Source organism: Xanthomonas sp. NCPPB 4467, from assembly GCF_041475665.2.
Lineage (GTDB): Bacteria > Pseudomonadota > Gammaproteobacteria > Xanthomonadales > Xanthomonadaceae > Xanthomonas > Xanthomonas dyei.
This window is the reverse complement of sequence record NZ_CM191260.1, coordinates 436,513-452,857: the sequence shown is the minus strand read 5'-3', so window position 1 is coordinate 452,857 and position 16,345 is coordinate 436,513. Positions and strand designations below refer to the sequence as shown.

Annotated in this window: 13 protein-coding genes and 1 pseudogene; 4 read left to right on the top strand and 10 right to left on the bottom strand. The window is 64.9% G+C overall.

Going from position 1 to position 16,345, the window contains the following annotated elements; all coding sequences use genetic code 11:
* Window positions 1-152 precede the first annotated feature (152 nt).
* Together metE and ACCQ06_RS01860 are read left to right on the top strand one after the other, a co-directional pair.
* Complete coding sequence (gene metE, locus ACCQ06_RS01865; RefSeq protein WP_228322820.1) at window positions 153-2,444, top strand: 5-methyltetrahydropteroyltriglutamate--homocysteine S-methyltransferase; 2,292 nt, start codon at window positions 153-155, stop codon at window positions 2,442-2,444.
* Between the two features lie 281 nt (window positions 2,445-2,725).
* Window positions 2,726-4,675, top strand: coding sequence for a choice-of-anchor X domain-containing protein (locus ACCQ06_RS01860; protein WP_316689971.1), 1,950 nt, complete (start codon window positions 2,726-2,728; stop codon window positions 4,673-4,675).
* Between the two features lie 615 nt (window positions 4,676-5,290).
* Here the strand turns inward: ACCQ06_RS01860 and ACCQ06_RS01855 are convergent.
* From ACCQ06_RS01855 to ACCQ06_RS01820, 8 genes and pseudogenes are all read right to left on the bottom strand, one after another.
* Window positions 5,291-5,776 carry a hypothetical protein gene (locus ACCQ06_RS01855; RefSeq protein ID WP_316689970.1) on the bottom strand — a complete coding sequence of 162 codons (486 nt, stop codon included), beginning with the start codon at window positions 5,774-5,776 and terminating at the stop codon, window positions 5,291-5,293.
* 179 nt (window positions 5,777-5,955) lie between these two features.
* A complete protein-coding gene (gene purU, locus ACCQ06_RS01850) occupies window positions 5,956-6,807 on the bottom strand; it encodes a formyltetrahydrofolate deformylase (RefSeq protein WP_316689969.1) in 852 nt (283 codons plus the stop codon).
* A 218-nt stretch (window positions 6,808-7,025) separates the two neighbouring features.
* Window positions 7,026-7,418, bottom strand: coding sequence for an XVIPCD domain-containing protein (locus ACCQ06_RS01845; RefSeq protein ID WP_228322816.1), 393 nt, complete (start codon window positions 7,416-7,418; stop codon window positions 7,026-7,028).
* Between the two features lie 206 nt (window positions 7,419-7,624).
* The gene (locus ACCQ06_RS01840) at window positions 7,625-8,500 is read right to left on the bottom strand and encodes an NAD(P)-dependent oxidoreductase (RefSeq protein ID WP_104615245.1); all 876 of its coding nucleotides are present in this window, start codon (window positions 8,498-8,500) and stop codon (window positions 7,625-7,627) included.
* 39 nt (window positions 8,501-8,539) lie between these two features.
* A complete protein-coding gene (locus tag ACCQ06_RS01835) occupies window positions 8,540-9,637 on the bottom strand; it encodes an NADH:flavin oxidoreductase/NADH oxidase (RefSeq protein WP_503297852.1) in 1,098 nt (365 codons plus the stop codon).
* 81 nt (window positions 9,638-9,718) lie between these two features.
* Window positions 9,719-10,600: an NAD-dependent protein deacetylase gene (locus ACCQ06_RS01830; RefSeq protein ID WP_316692476.1), complete on the bottom strand. Its 882-nt coding sequence runs from the start codon at window positions 10,598-10,600 to the stop codon at window positions 9,719-9,721.
* Between the two features lie 521 nt (window positions 10,601-11,121).
* A pseudogene (locus tag ACCQ06_RS01825) lies at window positions 11,122-11,542 on the bottom strand (VOC family protein).
* Window positions 11,505-12,779, bottom strand: coding sequence for an MFS transporter (locus tag ACCQ06_RS01820; RefSeq protein ID WP_316689967.1), 1,275 nt, complete (start codon window positions 12,777-12,779; stop codon window positions 11,505-11,507). Before ACCQ06_RS01820 ends, ACCQ06_RS01825 begins: the two are co-directional and overlap by 38 nt.
* A gap of 97 nt (window positions 12,780-12,876) precedes the next feature.
* Here ACCQ06_RS01820 and ACCQ06_RS01815 point away from each other — a divergent pair, with 97 nt between their 5' ends.
* Window positions 12,877-13,764 carry a LysR family transcriptional regulator gene (locus ACCQ06_RS01815; RefSeq protein WP_104615246.1) on the top strand — a complete coding sequence of 296 codons (888 nt, stop codon included), beginning with the start codon at window positions 12,877-12,879 and terminating at the stop codon, window positions 13,762-13,764.
* Window positions 13,765-13,893: 129 nt separating this feature from the next.
* On the opposite strand, the gene ACCQ06_RS01810 is transcribed toward ACCQ06_RS01815, so the two are convergent.
* Entirely contained in the window at window positions 13,894-14,457 is a 564-nt protein-coding gene (locus ACCQ06_RS01810; protein WP_146091660.1) for a hypothetical protein, read from the bottom strand.
* 370 nt (window positions 14,458-14,827) lie between these two features.
* Between ACCQ06_RS01810 and ACCQ06_RS01805 the strand changes: the two genes are divergently transcribed.
* Window positions 14,828-15,496, top strand: a complete 669-nt coding sequence (locus ACCQ06_RS01805) for a VOC family protein (protein WP_170068572.1) — start codon at window positions 14,828-14,830, stop codon at window positions 15,494-15,496.
* Between the two features lie 9 nt (window positions 15,497-15,505).
* Here the strand turns inward: ACCQ06_RS01805 and ACCQ06_RS01800 are convergent, their stop codons facing one another.
* The gene (locus tag ACCQ06_RS01800) at window positions 15,506-16,312 is read right to left on the bottom strand and encodes a TatD family hydrolase (protein ID WP_316689965.1); all 807 of its coding nucleotides are present in this window, start codon (window positions 16,310-16,312) and stop codon (window positions 15,506-15,508) included.
* Window positions 16,313-16,345 lie beyond the last annotated feature (33 nt).

The following is a 16,345-nucleotide window of genomic DNA, read 5'->3' as shown; positions in this document are numbered from 1 at the left end:
GAGCAGGAGCGTGCGTGTCTGTCGTTGCCCGTGGATTGCCGGCTCGCCCGCGGGGGCGAAGGTCGCTGGTGTGGCGGGCCTGCGTGCAAGCGTGGGGACGTTGCACGGTTCCTTCGTTCCTCAATGCCATCCATGCAATGAGGACATGCAACATGACCATCGTGACCAATCTCGGGTTTCCGCGCATCGGCGCGCGCCGCGAGCTGAAACAGGCACTCGAACGCCATTGGCGTGGCGACAGCGACGCCGCCGAGCTGCAGGACACCGCACGCACGCTGCGTGCACGCCACTGGCAGCTGCAACGCGATGCCGGGGTGGACGTACCGCCCAGCAACGACTTCAGCCTGTACGACCACGTGCTGGATACCGCGTTCCTGTTCGATGCGATTCCGCAGCGCTACCGCGCCTTGACCGAGCGCGATCCGTTGGCCGGCTATTTTGCGATGGCACGCGGCCATCAGGCCGACGGCGTGGACGTACACGCGCTGGAAATGACCAAGTGGTTCGATACCAACTACCACTACATCGTACCGGAGCTGCATGCAGGGCAGCATTTCGCGTTGCGCGGCGACAAGCCGGTGGCCGAGTTCCGCGAAGCACTGGCGCAAGGCATCACCACCCGCCCGGTGCTGCTCGGCCCGGTGAGCCTGCTGCTGCTGTCCAAGACCACCGATGGCAGCGACAGGCTGGCCTTGCTCGAAGGTCTCCTGCCGGTCTACGCGCAGCTGCTGCGCCAGTTGCACGATGCCGGTGCCGAATGGGTGCAGATCGACGAACCGGCGCTGGTGCTGGATCTGGATGCCGCCGCGCAGGACGCCTATCTCAGCGCGTACGCGGCGCTGGCCACTGGCCCGCGCCCCAAACTGCTGTTGACCACCTACTTCGGCGCGCTGGGCGACAACCTGCGCCTGGCCGCTGCACTGCAGGTGGACGGCCTGCATATCGATCTGGTGCGCGGCCTGGAACAACTCGATGCGGTGCTCGGTGCATTGCCCAGCGAGCGCGTGTTGTCGCTCGGCCTGGTCAACGGCCGCAATGTGTGGCGCACGCCACTGGACAACGCCCTGACGCTGGCGCGCTACGCGCAAGGACACGTGGGGGCGGACAAGCTGTGGTTGGCGCCGTCGTGCTCGTTGCTGCATGTACCGGTGGATCTGGATGCGGAGAAAACCCTCGATGCCGACCTGCGCAGCTGGCTGTCGTTTGCCAAACAAAAACTCGGTGAACTGCGTACGCTGGCCGATGCGCTGGATGACAAACCGCATGCCGACGCCGCGTTGGAGCAAGCACGCACCGCCGTGGATGCACGCCGGTCCTCGCCCAAGGTGCATCGTCCCGACGTAAGCAAGCGGTTGGCTGCGCTGGATGCCGACAGCGCACGGCGCGCATCGCCGTATGCGCAGCGGCGCGGCGCGCAGCAACAGGCATTGCACCTGCCGGCCTACCCCACCACCACCATTGGCTCCTTCCCGCAGACGCATGAGGTGCGCGAAGCACGCGCACGCTACAAATCCGGCAAATTGTCGCAAGCCGACTACGATGCCTTCCTGCGTGCGCAGACCGAAGCCTGCGTGCGTTTTCAGGAAAGCATCGGGCTGGACGTACTGGTGCACGGCGAGTTCGAACGTAACGACATGGTGGAATATTTCGGCGAACAGCTGGAAGGCTTCGCCTTCACCAAGCTGGGCTGGGTGCAGAGCTACGGCTCGCGCTGCGTGAAGCCGCCGATCATCTACGGCGATGTGGCACGCCCGGCACCGATGACGGTGTACTGGTCGCAGTACGCACAATCGCTGACCGATCGGCCGATGAAGGGCATGCTCACCGGCCCGGTGACGGTGCTGCAATGGTCGTTCGTGCGCGACGACCAGGAGCGTGCACAAACCTGCCGGCAAATCGCACTGGCCTTGCGCGATGAAGTGCGCGATCTGGAAGCGGCCGGCATCGGCGTGATCCAGATCGACGAGCCGGCCATCCGCGAAGGCCTGCCATTGCGGCGTGGCGAGTGGGCGGCATACCTGGACTGGGCGGTGGAAAGCTTCCGCATTTCCTCGTGCGGTGTGCGCGATGCCACGCAGATCCACACCCACATGTGCTACTCCGAATTCAACGACATCATCGCCGCGGTGGCAGCGATGGATGCGGACGTGATCTCGATCGAGACTTCACGTTCGCGCATGGAATTGCTGGATGCATTCGTGAAGTTCCAGTATCCCAACGAGATCGGGCCGGGCGTGTACGACATCCATTCGCCGCGTGTGCCGGACGCACGCGAGATGGTGCAGCTGCTGGAAAAGGCACGCGCGGTAATCCCACCCGCACAACTTTGGGTGAATCCCGATTGCGGCCTGAAGACGCGCGGCTGGGACGAAACGCGCGCGGCATTGCAGGCAATGGTGGATGCGGCACGCACGCTGCGCAGCGCGTTGGCCAAGGCGGCCTGACCGCCGAACGCATAGCTCTGAAGGTATAGGCGACATGGCAGCGCATGCGTGCGCTGCCTTTTTTATTGCCTGAAACTCTGCTCGTCCGCGATACGCATCACACTCTTGGACATGCACGGCACGCGAAGTATGTGTCGCGTGTGAGGTGTTGCAGCGCACAGCAGCCTTGTCATACGCGCGAGGTATAACCATCGGCGAATCGCGGCGAGGGGGCGCTGCATCCGATGCCGCTGCCCTGCGCGGCGGCATTGCATCCGCAACGTCCAAGGAGAGATGTCGCCATGCCCAAGCCGTCGTTGTTATCGCTGATGTGCAGCCTGTCGCTCGTGTCCCTGCCGCTGGCCGCGGCCGAGTTGCAGCCCAAATTGCTTGCCGGCCCACCGGAGGAGTTCGCGCAGATGCGCGTGCCCGACCCGGCCGAGTCGGCGATCCTGTCAAAGAGTGCACTGCTGCCGGTGGAGCTGACGCCAACAGGCACTGCGGCGCGCTGGCACGGCACGCTGCCGGTGGAAAACGGCCAGCTGCGTTTCATGGTGCTGGCGGGCGAGCAGGCGTGGGATGCGGCGGTGAGCGCGCCACGCGTTGCCGGCGCACGCGCTGCTGCCGCACCCCAGGTGCAGGCACAACGCACGGTATTGGGCAGCGCAGAAAGCGGCACCAGCGGCATGCGCTATGCCGTGGATACTGCACAAAACGGCGATTGGTCGCTGACACTGCAATCGGCATCGCCGGTGGCGCAGCGTGGCTATGTGCTGATGGAAGGCGATGCGCGCACGCAGCTGGCTTCGTATCCGCGCGACCGCCAGCAACTGGTGGGCAAATCGCTCACGCTCAACGCCATGCTGAGTGGCAGTGACGCGCGTGGTGCGACCTTGCTGGCCGGCCAGGCCGGACAGATCGACCAAGCCAGCCTGCGCGTGATCGACCCGCAAGGCGGCGTGCGCATTCTGCCGATGGCCGACGATGGTGCGCACAACGATGGCGCCGCAGGCGACGGTGTGTATGGCGGCAACTTCCAGCCAACGCGCGAGGGCACCTGGATCGCGCAGGTGATCGTGCGTGGCCACGACCAGGCCGGGCAGGCGTTTGTCCGTACCAGCGAACACGTGCTGCCGGTGCTGGATACCGCGTTGCGATTGCTCGGCAATGCGCTCAGCGCACGTGCTGCCGAAGGCACGCGACTGACCGTGGCACTGCCGGTGGCCGCACGCGGCAATGCGCCGTCGCACTATCGCGTGTTCGGCCAGGTGTGGGGCACCGATGCCAAGGGCAAGGACGTGCCGGTAGCGTGGATCGGCGGCATGCTGACGCCGCAGCAGGGGCAGTTGCCACTGAGCCTGGACGAACGTTGGATCGCGCGTGCCGGCGCGCGTGCACCGTTCACGCTGCGTGGGTTGCGTATCGAAGACCCGGACCACTACATCCCGTTGGTGCAGGCAGATACGCTGCCCTTGCAGGTGCCCGCATTGCGACGCGCCAGCATTGCGCGGTCCAGCGCCGTAATAGACGAAAGCATGCGCATGGGTCCGCGCCCGTCGACGCTGGCCACCGCGATGGCACAGCCGCAGGCGGCTGGCTCGCAACTGGTGCTGGTGCACGGCTATTGCTCCAACGGCGTGTGGCCGCAGGCGCAGTTCACCAATGCCTCGACGTTTCTCGATGCCAAGCAGAATCGCAGCAACGACCAGTTCGCACAGCGCATCGCACAGTTCGCCAGCCAGTGGTCGTCGTTTTCCACCGTGGCGCACAGCCAGGGCGGCATGGCCGCATTGCATCTGTATGCGTATTACTGGAGCGGCCTGGATAACGCCACCGGTGGGCGCGTGATGCAGTCGGTGGGCACGCCCTACCAGGGCACCAATCTGTCGGGCGTGCTTGCTGCGGTGGGCTCGTGGTTCGGCGTGGGCTGCGGCACCAACACCGACCTCACCTACGATGGCGCCAAGGCCTGGTTGGCCGGTATTCCCGCCGACGCGCGCGCCAAGGTCAACTACTACACCACCTCGTTCGCCAAGACCAACTGGTACACCAACGACTATTGCAACGCCGCATCCGACCTGGTCTTGAACGACCCCGAAGACGGCACCGTGGAGCAGGTCAATGCGCAGCTGCCGGGCGGCGTGAACCGCGGCCACACCACCGGGCAATGCCACACCACCGGTATGCGCGACCCCGCGCAGTATCTTGATGCAAACCGCAATGCGGTGATGAACGCTAACGCGGCGCGGTGAGGCGTAACTGATGCGATCCGTGCAGCATTGGTAAGGGAGCCGGCCAGTGCTGCACGGGCGCTAGCTGATTGAATCGCTCAGTGCGCTAGGCGAATTGCTATTGCATGCCTATCGAAGCGCTGTATCAAAGCAGTGTGCGGCAAGACTCTTGCGTTGCTGTACATGCCTTGCCCGACGTCGCCGGGTTGAGTAGCTCGCCGGAAGCTCATTCGACATGCAGGGTCTCGACGATGCCGTCGCTGACGCGGCGTACATTGCCAAAGTTGGATAGATACCTCGAGCATCGCCCACGCGCACGCGCGCCCTCCCGTGCAGATGCCGGAGCAATGCACTCACCCTCGCACTGGGTGGAATCGGTACACCTGCGGCCTGAATTAGCGGCCTGAATCAGCGGCCTTCAGATCGCACACCTTCGGATTGTCCGGAGCCGGCAAGCCAAGCATTGTCCAGGCACCACCTCGGGCAATGTATTCGCTTTCCGTCTGAGGAATCATCGGCTTGACTGCCGCAACCGCTGAACATGCGCAGCCTGCCAACGCCAAACAGAGGGTTAGCTGCCGCAATTGCTTCCAGGTGTACATAGGGTGAGACCCAATCCTTGTTGTATTCGAACCGTCAGCATCCAGATCCACGACTGACTGCATTACCGGTGAGGGAATAGCACTCGTAAATCTCCCTCTGCTGAACATCGAACTTCCCGGTAAATACAAGAAAACTTGTTCTGCCATCCGGCTGCAGATGTATTTGACTAGGTGCTCCAGGAAGGCGATTGACCAGCTGCGCTCCGACAACACCGTGTGTATCACGTTTGACCGCATAGAGCGCACCCTCGTTGAGACCCACGTGGAGCAGGCCGGTGAACACAAAGATTCCTTGTTCGTTCTTGACAATATCGAGCACGTTTTCTTCAAGAAGCGAGTGGGTTTTTCCAGCAGCATCGGTGAATTGGAGACGGCCGATCCACTCCCCGCGATCAGTACCGGTCAGCAAGCCGCCAAACGCGGCCACGGCATACTCCGGCTTAGGCGCCTGTGCAAACACGACGGATGTACCGATCGCCGCCAGGGTGACAGCCAATATCCAGTTGAAAATGGATTTCATCCGAGCCTCAAAATGCGTTGATCCTGCATGCAGAGATCCTGACACGGACCAACGATGCTAGGTGGCATCGTTGTGGGGCCCAAACCCCACAAGCGATAAGCAAGCCGCTACAACACCTGCAAGGATCTACATGGACCGGACCAATGCGTAGCCCACTTCATCCATACAGCCACTGCCTCTCAGCGAAACACCACCGTGCGATGGCCGTTGAGCACGATGCGATGCTCGACATGGCGTCGCACCGCACGCGCCAGCACCAGCGATTCGGTGTCGCTGCCCAGGCGCACCAGATCGCGCGGGGTCATGGCGTGATCCACGCGAGCGACGTCCTGTTCGATGATCGGGCCTTCGTCCAGATCTTCGGTAACGTAATGCGCGGTGGCGCCGATGATCTTGACCCCGCGCGCATGCGCTTGGTGGTACGGCTGCGCGCCCTTGAAGCTGGGCAGGAAGCTGTGATGGATATTGATCGCGCGTCCGGCCAGCGCGCGGCACAGGCCGGGCGAAAGAATTTGCATGTAGCGCGCCAGCACCACCAGATCGATATGCAGGTCCTCGACCAGCGCGAGCAGCTGCGCTTCCTGCTCGGCGCGCGTTTCTGCAGTCACAGGCAGATGATGAAAGTCGACGCCGTAGGACGCGGCCAGCGGTGCGAAATCGGCGTGGTTGGAGACCACCGCGACGATATCCACCGGCAGTTGCCGGCTATGGGTGCGGAACAGCAGGTCGTTGAGGCAATGACCCTGCTTGCTCACCAGCACCAGCAGCCGCGCGCGACGGCGCGCGTCGTGCAACTGCCAGTCCATCTCAAACGCGTTGGCCAACACCGAAAACTGCTGCTCCAGGGTGGCGATGTCGGTTGATGGCGGTTTGTCGAAATGGACGCGCAAGAAAAAGCGGCCGCTTTCGTCGTCACCGAATTGCTGGGCGTCGAGGATGTTGCAGGCCAGATCGAACAGCAGCCCGGTGACGCGGTACACGATACCGGTGCGGTCGGGGCAGGACAGCGTAAGAATGTAGTCGGAGCGCATCGGCGCAATGATAGCCAATGGATGACACCGCTGGCGCAGTGCTTGCGTCGGTAACTTTTACGCTGCGACGCGCTGCAAACGTTGAGCCAGCGGCACTGCAGCTGTGCGCGATGGCATGGAGCCTGCGTTGCGTGCAGATCGGCCGATCAGCGCACTGCAGGCGTTGCGCTGGTGGCATGCCTCGCCAGACGCGATGCGCATGCCGCTCCCGATGAAGGTCAGCGCGGCGGCAGCCGTAACATCAGTCGCCGATTGATCTCGTCCAGTTGCGCCATCGAGGCCTCCACCGAGGTCTCCATCGCTTCCTGGGTGGTGATGTGCGCACGCAGATGCGCGGGGTCGGAGAGTTCGCCACGCACCAGAAACACGTTCTCGCCCACCTCGCCGACGTGCCGGCTGAGCACCACGTAATCCACCTGATCGAAGCCATGCTGCTTGGCCAGCGGCAGCAAGCGTGCGGCCATGCGGACGCTGGCCTCGTCGGTGGGTTTGTTCAACTCGGCATCGAGCACGCCCACCGCTTCGCGGATCTGCGCGAACAGATAGTGGTCCGGATGTTCGGGATGGTCCGGACCCACCGGGCCCTGGTTGACGACCGGCTCGGCGGTCATCGTGTGCCACCGGCGCAGGTCAGTGCGCGCGTTGTGCGCTCGGTCGAACCGAGCGTGATATGCAGGTGTCGCATCGCATCCTCCCTGGAGCGGCGGCTGTAACGAGCCGCCATTTTAGAAGGTCTGCTGCATGTTGAGGTGAGCAAGACGCGCCGCGCCGCGCTTTCAAGCGAAGCGCGCGACACGCGCGCGCCTCTGCGTGGCCATCAGGCCTGCCCTGCCCGCCGCGCCGACACCTCTGCCAGCACGGCCCAGTCTGCATTGCCATCGCCATGCGCGATGGCGTCGTCCAGGCTGGCGCGCAGCAGTTCGCCCAACGGCATCGGCACCTGTTTGTCGGCGCCGGCCTGGATGGCCAGGTCCACATCCTTGCGCCCCAGCGTGGCGGTGAAGCCGGCCGGTGTGTATTGGCGCTGCATGATCAGCTTGCCGTAGCCCTGGTACGCGGGTGCGGCAAACAAGGTAGTGGTAAGCATACCCAGGAATTGGGTGGCGTCCACGCCGTGCCCGCGTGCCAGTGCGCTGGCCTCGGCCATGGCGCCGATGGCGCTGGCAAGGCAGAAGTTGGCCGCCAGTTTCACCGCGTTGGCCTGCTCCGGGGCATTACCGATGTGCCAGGTCTTTTGCCCCAGCACATCGAACATCGGCTGCACCCGCGCCAGCGCGGCAGCGTCGCCGGCCGCCAGGATATTGAGCTTGCCTGCCTCGGCCACGTCGACGCGGCCAAGCACCGGTGCGGCAACATAGGCGATGCCGCGCTCGGCGTGCAGTGCGGTCAGCTCGTGCGCCAGCGCCACCGAGATGGTGGCCATGTTGACGTGCACGCTGCCTGCCGGCAGTGCGTCCAGCACGCCGCCGTCCAGCACGGTCTGACGGACCGCGGTGTCGTCTGCAAGCATCGAGAACAACAGCGGGCCGTGTGCGGCGCCCACCGGCGCATCCACCACCGTTGCCCCGGCATCACGCAAGGTCTGCGCGCGCTCTGGCGAGCGGTTCCAGACGCTCACTTCGAAGCCGCCGCGCAGCAGGTTGTGCGCCATCGGCAGGCCCATCGTGCCCAGCCCCAGAAATCCTATCGGCATGCGTGTGCTTCCTCTTCGGTATGACGTCGGTGGCGTGGGTCAGCTGGCGAACACGCCGCGTGCCTCGCGCGGTTCGCAGCGCAGATATTGCGGCGCCGGTGTGACCGATGCACCCAGCGCAGCGGCGGCATGCCACGGCCAGCGCGGGTCGTACAGGATGCCGCGTGCGAGCGCGATTGCGTCGGCCTGGCCGTCTTGCACAATCGCCTCGGCCTGCGCCGGCTCGGTGATCAGGCCCACGCCGATCACCGGCATCGTGACCTGCGCACGGATCTCCTGCGCAAACGGAATCTGATAGCCGGCCTGCACCGGAATCTGCTGACGCGGGTCCAGCCCGCCACTGGAGACATGGATGTACTGCGCGCCAAGTGCATCCAGCGCCTTGGACAAGGCGATGCTCTGCTCCAGATCCCAGCCGCCTTCCACCCAATCGGTGGCCGAAATGCGCACGCCGACCGCGATGCGCTCGGACACTGCCGCACGTACCGCCTCGAAGATGCGCAGCGTCAGGCGCATGCGGTTTTCCAGCGAGCCGCCATACGCGTCGCTGCGCTGATTGCTCAGCGGCGACAGGAACTGATGCATCAGATAGCCATGCGCGGCATGCAGTTCGATCAGCTCCAGACCCAGGCGTTCGGCGCGGGTGGCCGCGGTGACGAACGCGGCAACCACCGCATCGATCCCGGCCTCGTCCAACGCCTGCGGCGACGGTTTGCCCGGATTGAACGGCTGCGCCGAGGCAGACACGGTCTGCCAGCCATGCGCGTGATCGGGGGCGATGGCCTCGCTACCCTTCCACGGCAGATCGGTGGAGGCCTTGCGACCGGCATGCGCCAGCTGGATGCCCACCGGCATCGGCGACCAGCGTCGCACCGACTGCAGCACCTCATCCAGCGCTTGCTCGGTGGCGTCGTCGTACAAACCCAGATCGGCGTAACTGATGCGCCCTTCCGGCAGCACCGCAGCGGCCTCCAGGATCAACAGCCCCGCACCCGATTGCGACAGCGTACCCAGATGGATGCGGTGCCAATCGCTGGCGCGGCCGTCCTGTGCGGAGTACTGGCACATCGGTGCGATGACGATACGGTTGGCGAGCGCGAGCGGGCCGAAGGCGATGGGGGTGAACAACTGGCTCAAGGCAACATCCAGACGCGACATGGGGACACCCATTGCACTGCGCCAGGCGTCGCCGCACAACCGCTGCAATGGATCACTGCGTCATGCAGAGCGCGCACTGTCGTACCTGGCCGACGCGCTGTGCAGCGGGTCCGGTGGCTGCTGCAGGAAAGCCAGCGCCTGCGCGCACGACTGCTCCACCTTCAGGCTGAGCAAGTCGTCGGCGCGGGTACGCCCGAAGTTCAGCGCGGCAATCGGCAGGCCGTTGCGCGCGGCAGTCTGCACGAAGCGAAAGCCCGAATACACCATCAGCGACGAGCCCACCACCAGCACCGCATCGGCGGCCTGCAAATGCGCAAACGCACGCTCCACACGCTCGCGCGGCACGTTCTCGCCGAAGAACACCACATCCGGCTTGAGCACGCCGCCACACTCCGGGCACGGCGGCACCACGAAGGTCTCGAAGGCGACATCGTCCAGATCCGCATCGCCATCAGGCGCCTGCGCCGCGTCCAGCGTGGCCCATCCGGGATTGTCACGCTCCAGCAGCAGCTGAAACTCGATGCGCGGCATGCGCCGCTCGCAGCCCATGCACCGCACCACATCGAGCCGGCCGTGCAGGTCGATCACCGCGGCGCTGCCGGCGGCCTGATGCAGGCGGTCCACGTTCTGGGTGAGCAACACTTCCAGTTGCCCGCGCGCTTCCAACGCGGCCAATGCGTGATGGGTGGCATTGGGTTGTGCCAGCCCGAAGCGCGGCCAGCCCACCAGGCTGCGCGCCCAATAGCGTTGCCGCGTGGACAGCTCGCCCATGAAGGCCTGAAACGTCACCGGTTGCGGACGCTTCCAGCCGCCCTGCAGATCGCGGTAATCGGGAATGCCCGAGTCGGTGCTGCAACCGGCGCCGGTGAGCACGAACAGGCGCTGGTGGCGCTCGATGAACGCCTGCAGCGCATCGCCGGTGTGGTCGGTCAGGCCCGTCATCATGCAACTCCGTTAGCGGTGAGATCACTGTGCAACACCTTGGCGTGACACGCTTGCAGCGGTGCAACATGTTCAGCCGGTGCACTGCGGGCAGTGGGCGTCGTGCAAGACGCGCGCAGCATGCCATCGTGGTGTCTGCAGCACAGGGTACGACTGGTCGGTTGCGGTGGATGCAGATGCAGGTGCATCGGCAGGCAACACGCGGGTCTGTCGCACACGATGGGGCCGTGCAGGCCAATTCCAAGCCGACGCCTGCGGCGGACTCAGGCGCAGCATCTGCGACAAGGCAGTATGAAGGTGCGGGTTTGCGCTGTCGCTCGTCGTGTGCCTGCAGGCAGGGGACCGCGCGTGTACAGCGTGGCCCGGTGCTTACGCGCAGCGCCATCTGGCGGTGGCACTGCGACACCAACGCTTAGCACGTGCGGGTGAGCGATGGCCATCGCGTCAAGGCCCTCGGCATCGCGAAGAACCGCAGCATCGCGCACAGACGCACAGTCCGCAGATGCGGCAGCAATCCGCCGTTACAGCAAGCTGCTGACCTCGATCAGGTCGCCACCCGGGTCGCGGCGAAGATCGACAACACCGCGCAGGTTGCGTCGCTGCGCTGGATCGGGCCCTGCTCGATGGTGACGCCAGCAGCGACGATGTGGTCCTGCGCCTGCTGCTGCAGCGCAGTTGCGATGATCAGGCCCAGATCGGCCGATTCGGGCGCTGGACCCCGCAGCTTGGGTGCGAAGGCACGCCTGGCGGCATGCAGATTGATCTTCTGCTGCCCGAAGGCCAGCGCAGGCCAGCCTTCGCCAAACTCACCACCTGCATACCGGGCACGCGCGCATCAAAGTCGCAGGTGGCATGCACGTCGGCAACGGTGAGCAACAAGTGGTCGAGCTGCTCGATCCGCCTGTCATTCGCCACGCGCAGGATGCGGCGCAAAGCGGCCATACGGGCGTGCGTCGTCCGCGCGTTGGCGCAACACATGCGCGGCGGCAAACGCCAGCACCAGCAACGTCAGGCACATGCCGACCAACCCGGCCCAACCGCCGTGCTGCCAGAACCAGCCGCCGAGCGCGCCGATCACGCTGGAGCCGGCGTAATACGCCAGCAGATACAGCGACGCAGCATGACTGCGGTGCGCGCCGCCGAGCCGGCTCACCCAGGCGCTGGCCGCCGAATGGGCGATAAAAAAACCGATCGTCAGCAACACGATGCCGCCCACCACCAGCGCCAGCGCATGCGCCAGCGTCAGCGCCACGCCGAGCACGCACAGCACGATGCCGGCACTGACCACCGGCCCGCGACCGAACCGATCCGACGCCGCCCCTGCCACCGACGAGCTGACGATGCCGAACACGTAGGCACTGAAGATCATGCCGATCTGGCTCTGGCTCAAGCCGAATTCCGGCCCGCCCAACCGGAACCCGGCGTAGTTGTAGAGACTGACGAACACGCCCATCAACAGGAACGGCAACGCAAACAACCACGGCAGATTGCGATCGCGCAGATGCCCGGCCCAGGCACGCAGATGGAACTGCAGGTTGACCCCATGCCGACGCACGAAATGCCGCGACGGCGGCAGCAACCACACAAACGCGACGGCACACAGCAGGTCGAACCCACTCAACAGCGCCAGCGCGGTGCGCCAGTCGGTGTGGTCGGTCAGTACGCTCATCATGATGCGCCCGCTCATGCCGCCGAATGCATTGCCGGCCACATACAGGCCGGTGGCCGCGCCAAGTTTGTTGGCCGGCAGTTCTTCGCCCAGATACACCATCGCTACCGCCGGCACGCCGCCCAACGCGATGCCGGACAGGGTACGTACTGCCACCAGCGCGCCCCAGTGCGGCAGGAACGCTGCGATGAGGTTCAGCACCGCGGCCAGCGCGATGGAAGCGAACATCAGCCCGCGCCGGCCCAGGTTTTCCGAAACCGCACCGGCGCAGAAGATCGCCACGGCCAGCCCGCCGGTGGCCAGCGACAGCGGCAGCGAGGCGGTGGCCGCATCCACACCGAAGGCGCGTGCGAACTCGGGCAGCACCGGCTGCACGCTGTAAAGCAGCGAGAAGGTGGCAAAGCCGGCCAGGAACAATGCCAGCCGGATGCGGCCAGTGGCGGGCGCCGCGATCTGGGGGACGGCGGCACTGGCCGGTAGGGCGCTGGAGCGAGAATCGGGAGCAGGCACGGGTATCTGGATGAGACCGGGGACGGGGAGTATTCGCCCGCCACCACCCCCTGTCCAATATATGATGCTGGCAGTTGCCATATATGAAACAGATACCATGGAGCTGCGTCACCTGCGCTATTTCCTGGCGGTTGCCGAGGAAGGCAACTTCACCCGCGCTGCGGCACGGGTCGGCATCGGCCAGCCGCCGCTGAGCCAGCAGATCCAGACACTGGAGCGCGAGCTGGGCACGCCGCTGTTCCGCCGCACGCACAGCGGCGCGGAACTGACGCCGGCCGGCGAGGCCTTTCTCGGCGAAGTGCGCCGGGTACTGGCCGATGTGGAGCGCGCCGCCGAAACCGCCCGGCGTGTGGCGCGCGGCGAATCCGGCCGGCTGCGCATGGGCTTCACCGCCTCGGCCGCCTTCAGCCCCGTGGTGCCGCGCCTGATCCGCGACTTCCGCCGGCAATGGCCGCAGGTCGAACTGCTGCTGGAAGAAACCAACACCGCCAGCCTGCTGGTAGGCCTGGCCGATGGCCGCCTGGATGCGGCGTTCGTCCGCTACGGGCTGAGCACGCCACCGGACCTGCAGCTACTGCGCTTTGCCGATGAGCCGATGAAGATCGCGGTGCCGGCCGCGCATCCGCTGGCCGCCCACCACAGCGCGCCGTTGGCGGCGTTGGCCGGCGAGCCGTTCATTCTGTTTCCGCGCAGCTTCGGCTCGAGCCTGTACGACGAAATCCTCGCCGCCTGCCGCGAGTCCGGCGTGACCTTGCGCATCACCCAGGAGGCGCCGCAGATGTCATCGATCATCAACCTGGTCGCCGCCGAACTGGGCGTGTCGGTGGTGCCCGCCTCCACCGCGCAACTGCAGCGTCCCGGGGTGCGCTACCTGGATATCGAAGGGCGCATGCCGCTGGCGCGCCTGGCCCTGGCGGTTGCACCGGGCGCGCTGGACAGCGCTCCGCTGGTGCGCCATCTATGGGCGCTGGCAGAACTGCTTTGAGCGATGGCCTCGGGCGCAGCTTGCGTCAGCCTGGGGAGCGAGGATCAACGTCGTGCTCGAACAGACGTGAGCGCTCCTCGCCTGTGCCCGACATCAACTGCGACAGATCACCTTCAGACCTGGTCAGATTCAGCGTCGGACACGGGGTTCACCTAACCTCAAGGTGGCAAGCAATGCCGGGCGTATCGAATCAAAGCCTCCGGGATTCTTATTTTCAAACATTCTCTTAAGCGTATCCGCTTGCATTTGCATGAGTTCCAGCTCCTCTTCCCATCTTTCAGAACTCGGATCGGCAGTGAGGTTGGGATCCATCTCGCGAATCAACTCCTTTTGAATTTGCTCCAGGCGTGGCTGCTTTTCTTCAAATTTACGTGCCAGCTCCGCATCTCCTCTCTGCAACAAGGCACTTTGCAGTTCCCCCCAACGACTGATAAGCAAAGTTGCGTCCTCCTTCAGCTCGCCCAGCCGTTTATGTTCCTTTTGCCGCATCCGCTCCAGCCGCTCTCTTGCCGTGGCGATGGCTGGAGTAGACGGGCTGGATCGCCTAGATACGGGGGGGCGACGCAACGCTACGAACCGGTGATCCGCCTCTACGCTACCGTCGGCACCAGAGGACACGGTTGAGCTGCCGCCAGGAATCTCCAGTGGCGGGTTTGTACGTGCTGAAGAGGCAGGCTTTATGGAATTTTCCATCTCGATTCTCCGCAATGACCTTGGGGAAAATAGATGTTTTCCGGCGACCCTCGCGTCCCACCCTGGAAGACGCGTTTACACGAGCGAACTCACCATAGCCTTTGCGTGCCTGCATTTTCGTCCGTCGGCATTGCGCTCCATCTTGCTTGGAGCGGTCGCCGGAGACCCTTTCACATTGCACAAGCGGGCTCGATCACCCGTCTGGATTGGGTGCCAAGGCCTCGCGCATCGGCCAGGTGCATCGCGGTTAAGGCGTTTCTGAGCGCCGCGGCTCGGAAGCCGGGCATCGTCATGTCTGGCGCATCGAATGCTTGACCTCAACTGCGATTGAGGTTGTTCAATGCAGTCCTCTTCCATCGATCTGAGTGCCATGCATCTCCGTCATCTCTTGCTGCCCTGTCTGGACCCCGCACTGACCCGGCGCTTTTATCGCGATGTGCTGCAGCTTCCGCTGCAGGGCAACACCGTGCACATCGGCTGGACCACGCTGGACTGCGTGCAGGCACACCATCCGGTCGGCAGCGTGCATCTGGCTTTCAACGTCGCGCCGGCGCGCTTCGAGGCCGCAGCGCAATGGATCGGCGCGCGCAGCACGCTGCTTGCCGACCCACAAGGTCGCCAGCGCTTTGCGCTGGACGGGGTGTGGCAATCGCAATCGGTGTACTTCGCCGGCCCCGATGGTGCGGTGCTGGAGCTGATCGCGCGCGATGCGCTGCAGGATGTGGCCACCGGCGAGGGCGAGTTCCACGGCGAAGAATTGCTGTGCCTGAGCGAGATCGGCTTGCCCAGCAACAATGTCGAGGCAGTGACCAGCAGCGTGGCTCATCATTTTGGCGTGCAGCCGTTTGCGCCGGCCGTGGAAGGCTTTGTCGCGCTAGGCGACGATCAAGGTTTATTGATCGTGGTGGACCAGCGCCGGCGCTGGTTCCCGCAACAGCGCCAACTGCCGTGGGCCGACGGCTTGCGCGTCAGTGTGGATGCGCCACAGCCGGGCCTGCGCCTGCGCGATGCGCAGGGCTGGGAATTGCTGGCCGCATGAGCCAATGACTCATGCGGTGGCAGCAGGCACAGGCAAACGGAAAAACGCACGCGCCGCAGCAGTGCTGTTGGCAGCGGTGACGGCCACATCTTCGCCACGGTCGCGCGCCAGCTCTTCAACGATATGCGACAGAAACATCGGCTCGTTGCGGCGGTCCTTGGGCATGGGCTTGAGCGTGCGCGGCAACAGGTAGGGCGCGTCGGTTTCGATCATCAGGCGGTTGGCCGGGATGTTGCGTACCAGCTCGCGCAGATGCGCGCCACGGCGCTCGTCGCACAGCCAACCGGTGATGCCGATGTAATAGTCGCGGTCCAGATAGGCGAACAGCTCTTCGCGCGTGCCGGTGAAGCAATGCACCACGGCCGCACCCAGCTTGCCGTCGAAGCTGCGCATGATGGACAGGAAGTCGTCGTGCGCATCGCGCTGATGCAGAAACAGCGGCTTGCCATTGTTGGCGGCCAGTTGCAGCTGCCGCTCGAAGGCCTTGTGCTGGGCCGGGCGCGGTGCGAAATCGCGGAAGTAATCCAGCCCGCACTCGCCCACCGCCACCACCTGCGGATGCGCCTGCAGCGTGCGCATTTCGGCCTCGCATTCGGCAGTGAATTCCACGGCGTGATGCGGGTGGACGCCGGCGGTGGCGTACAAGACTCCGGGATGTTGCTGCGCCAGTTGCAGGGCCAACGGCGAATGCTCGCGGCTGGCGCCGGTAATCACCAGCTGCGCCAAGCCCGCCTCGCGTGCACGTTGCAGCACGGCGTCGCGGTCGCGGTCGAAGGAATCGTGGGTGAGGTTGGCGCCGATATCGATCAACTGCATGGTGCGGGTGTGGCCTGAAAGAGCAGATGCGAT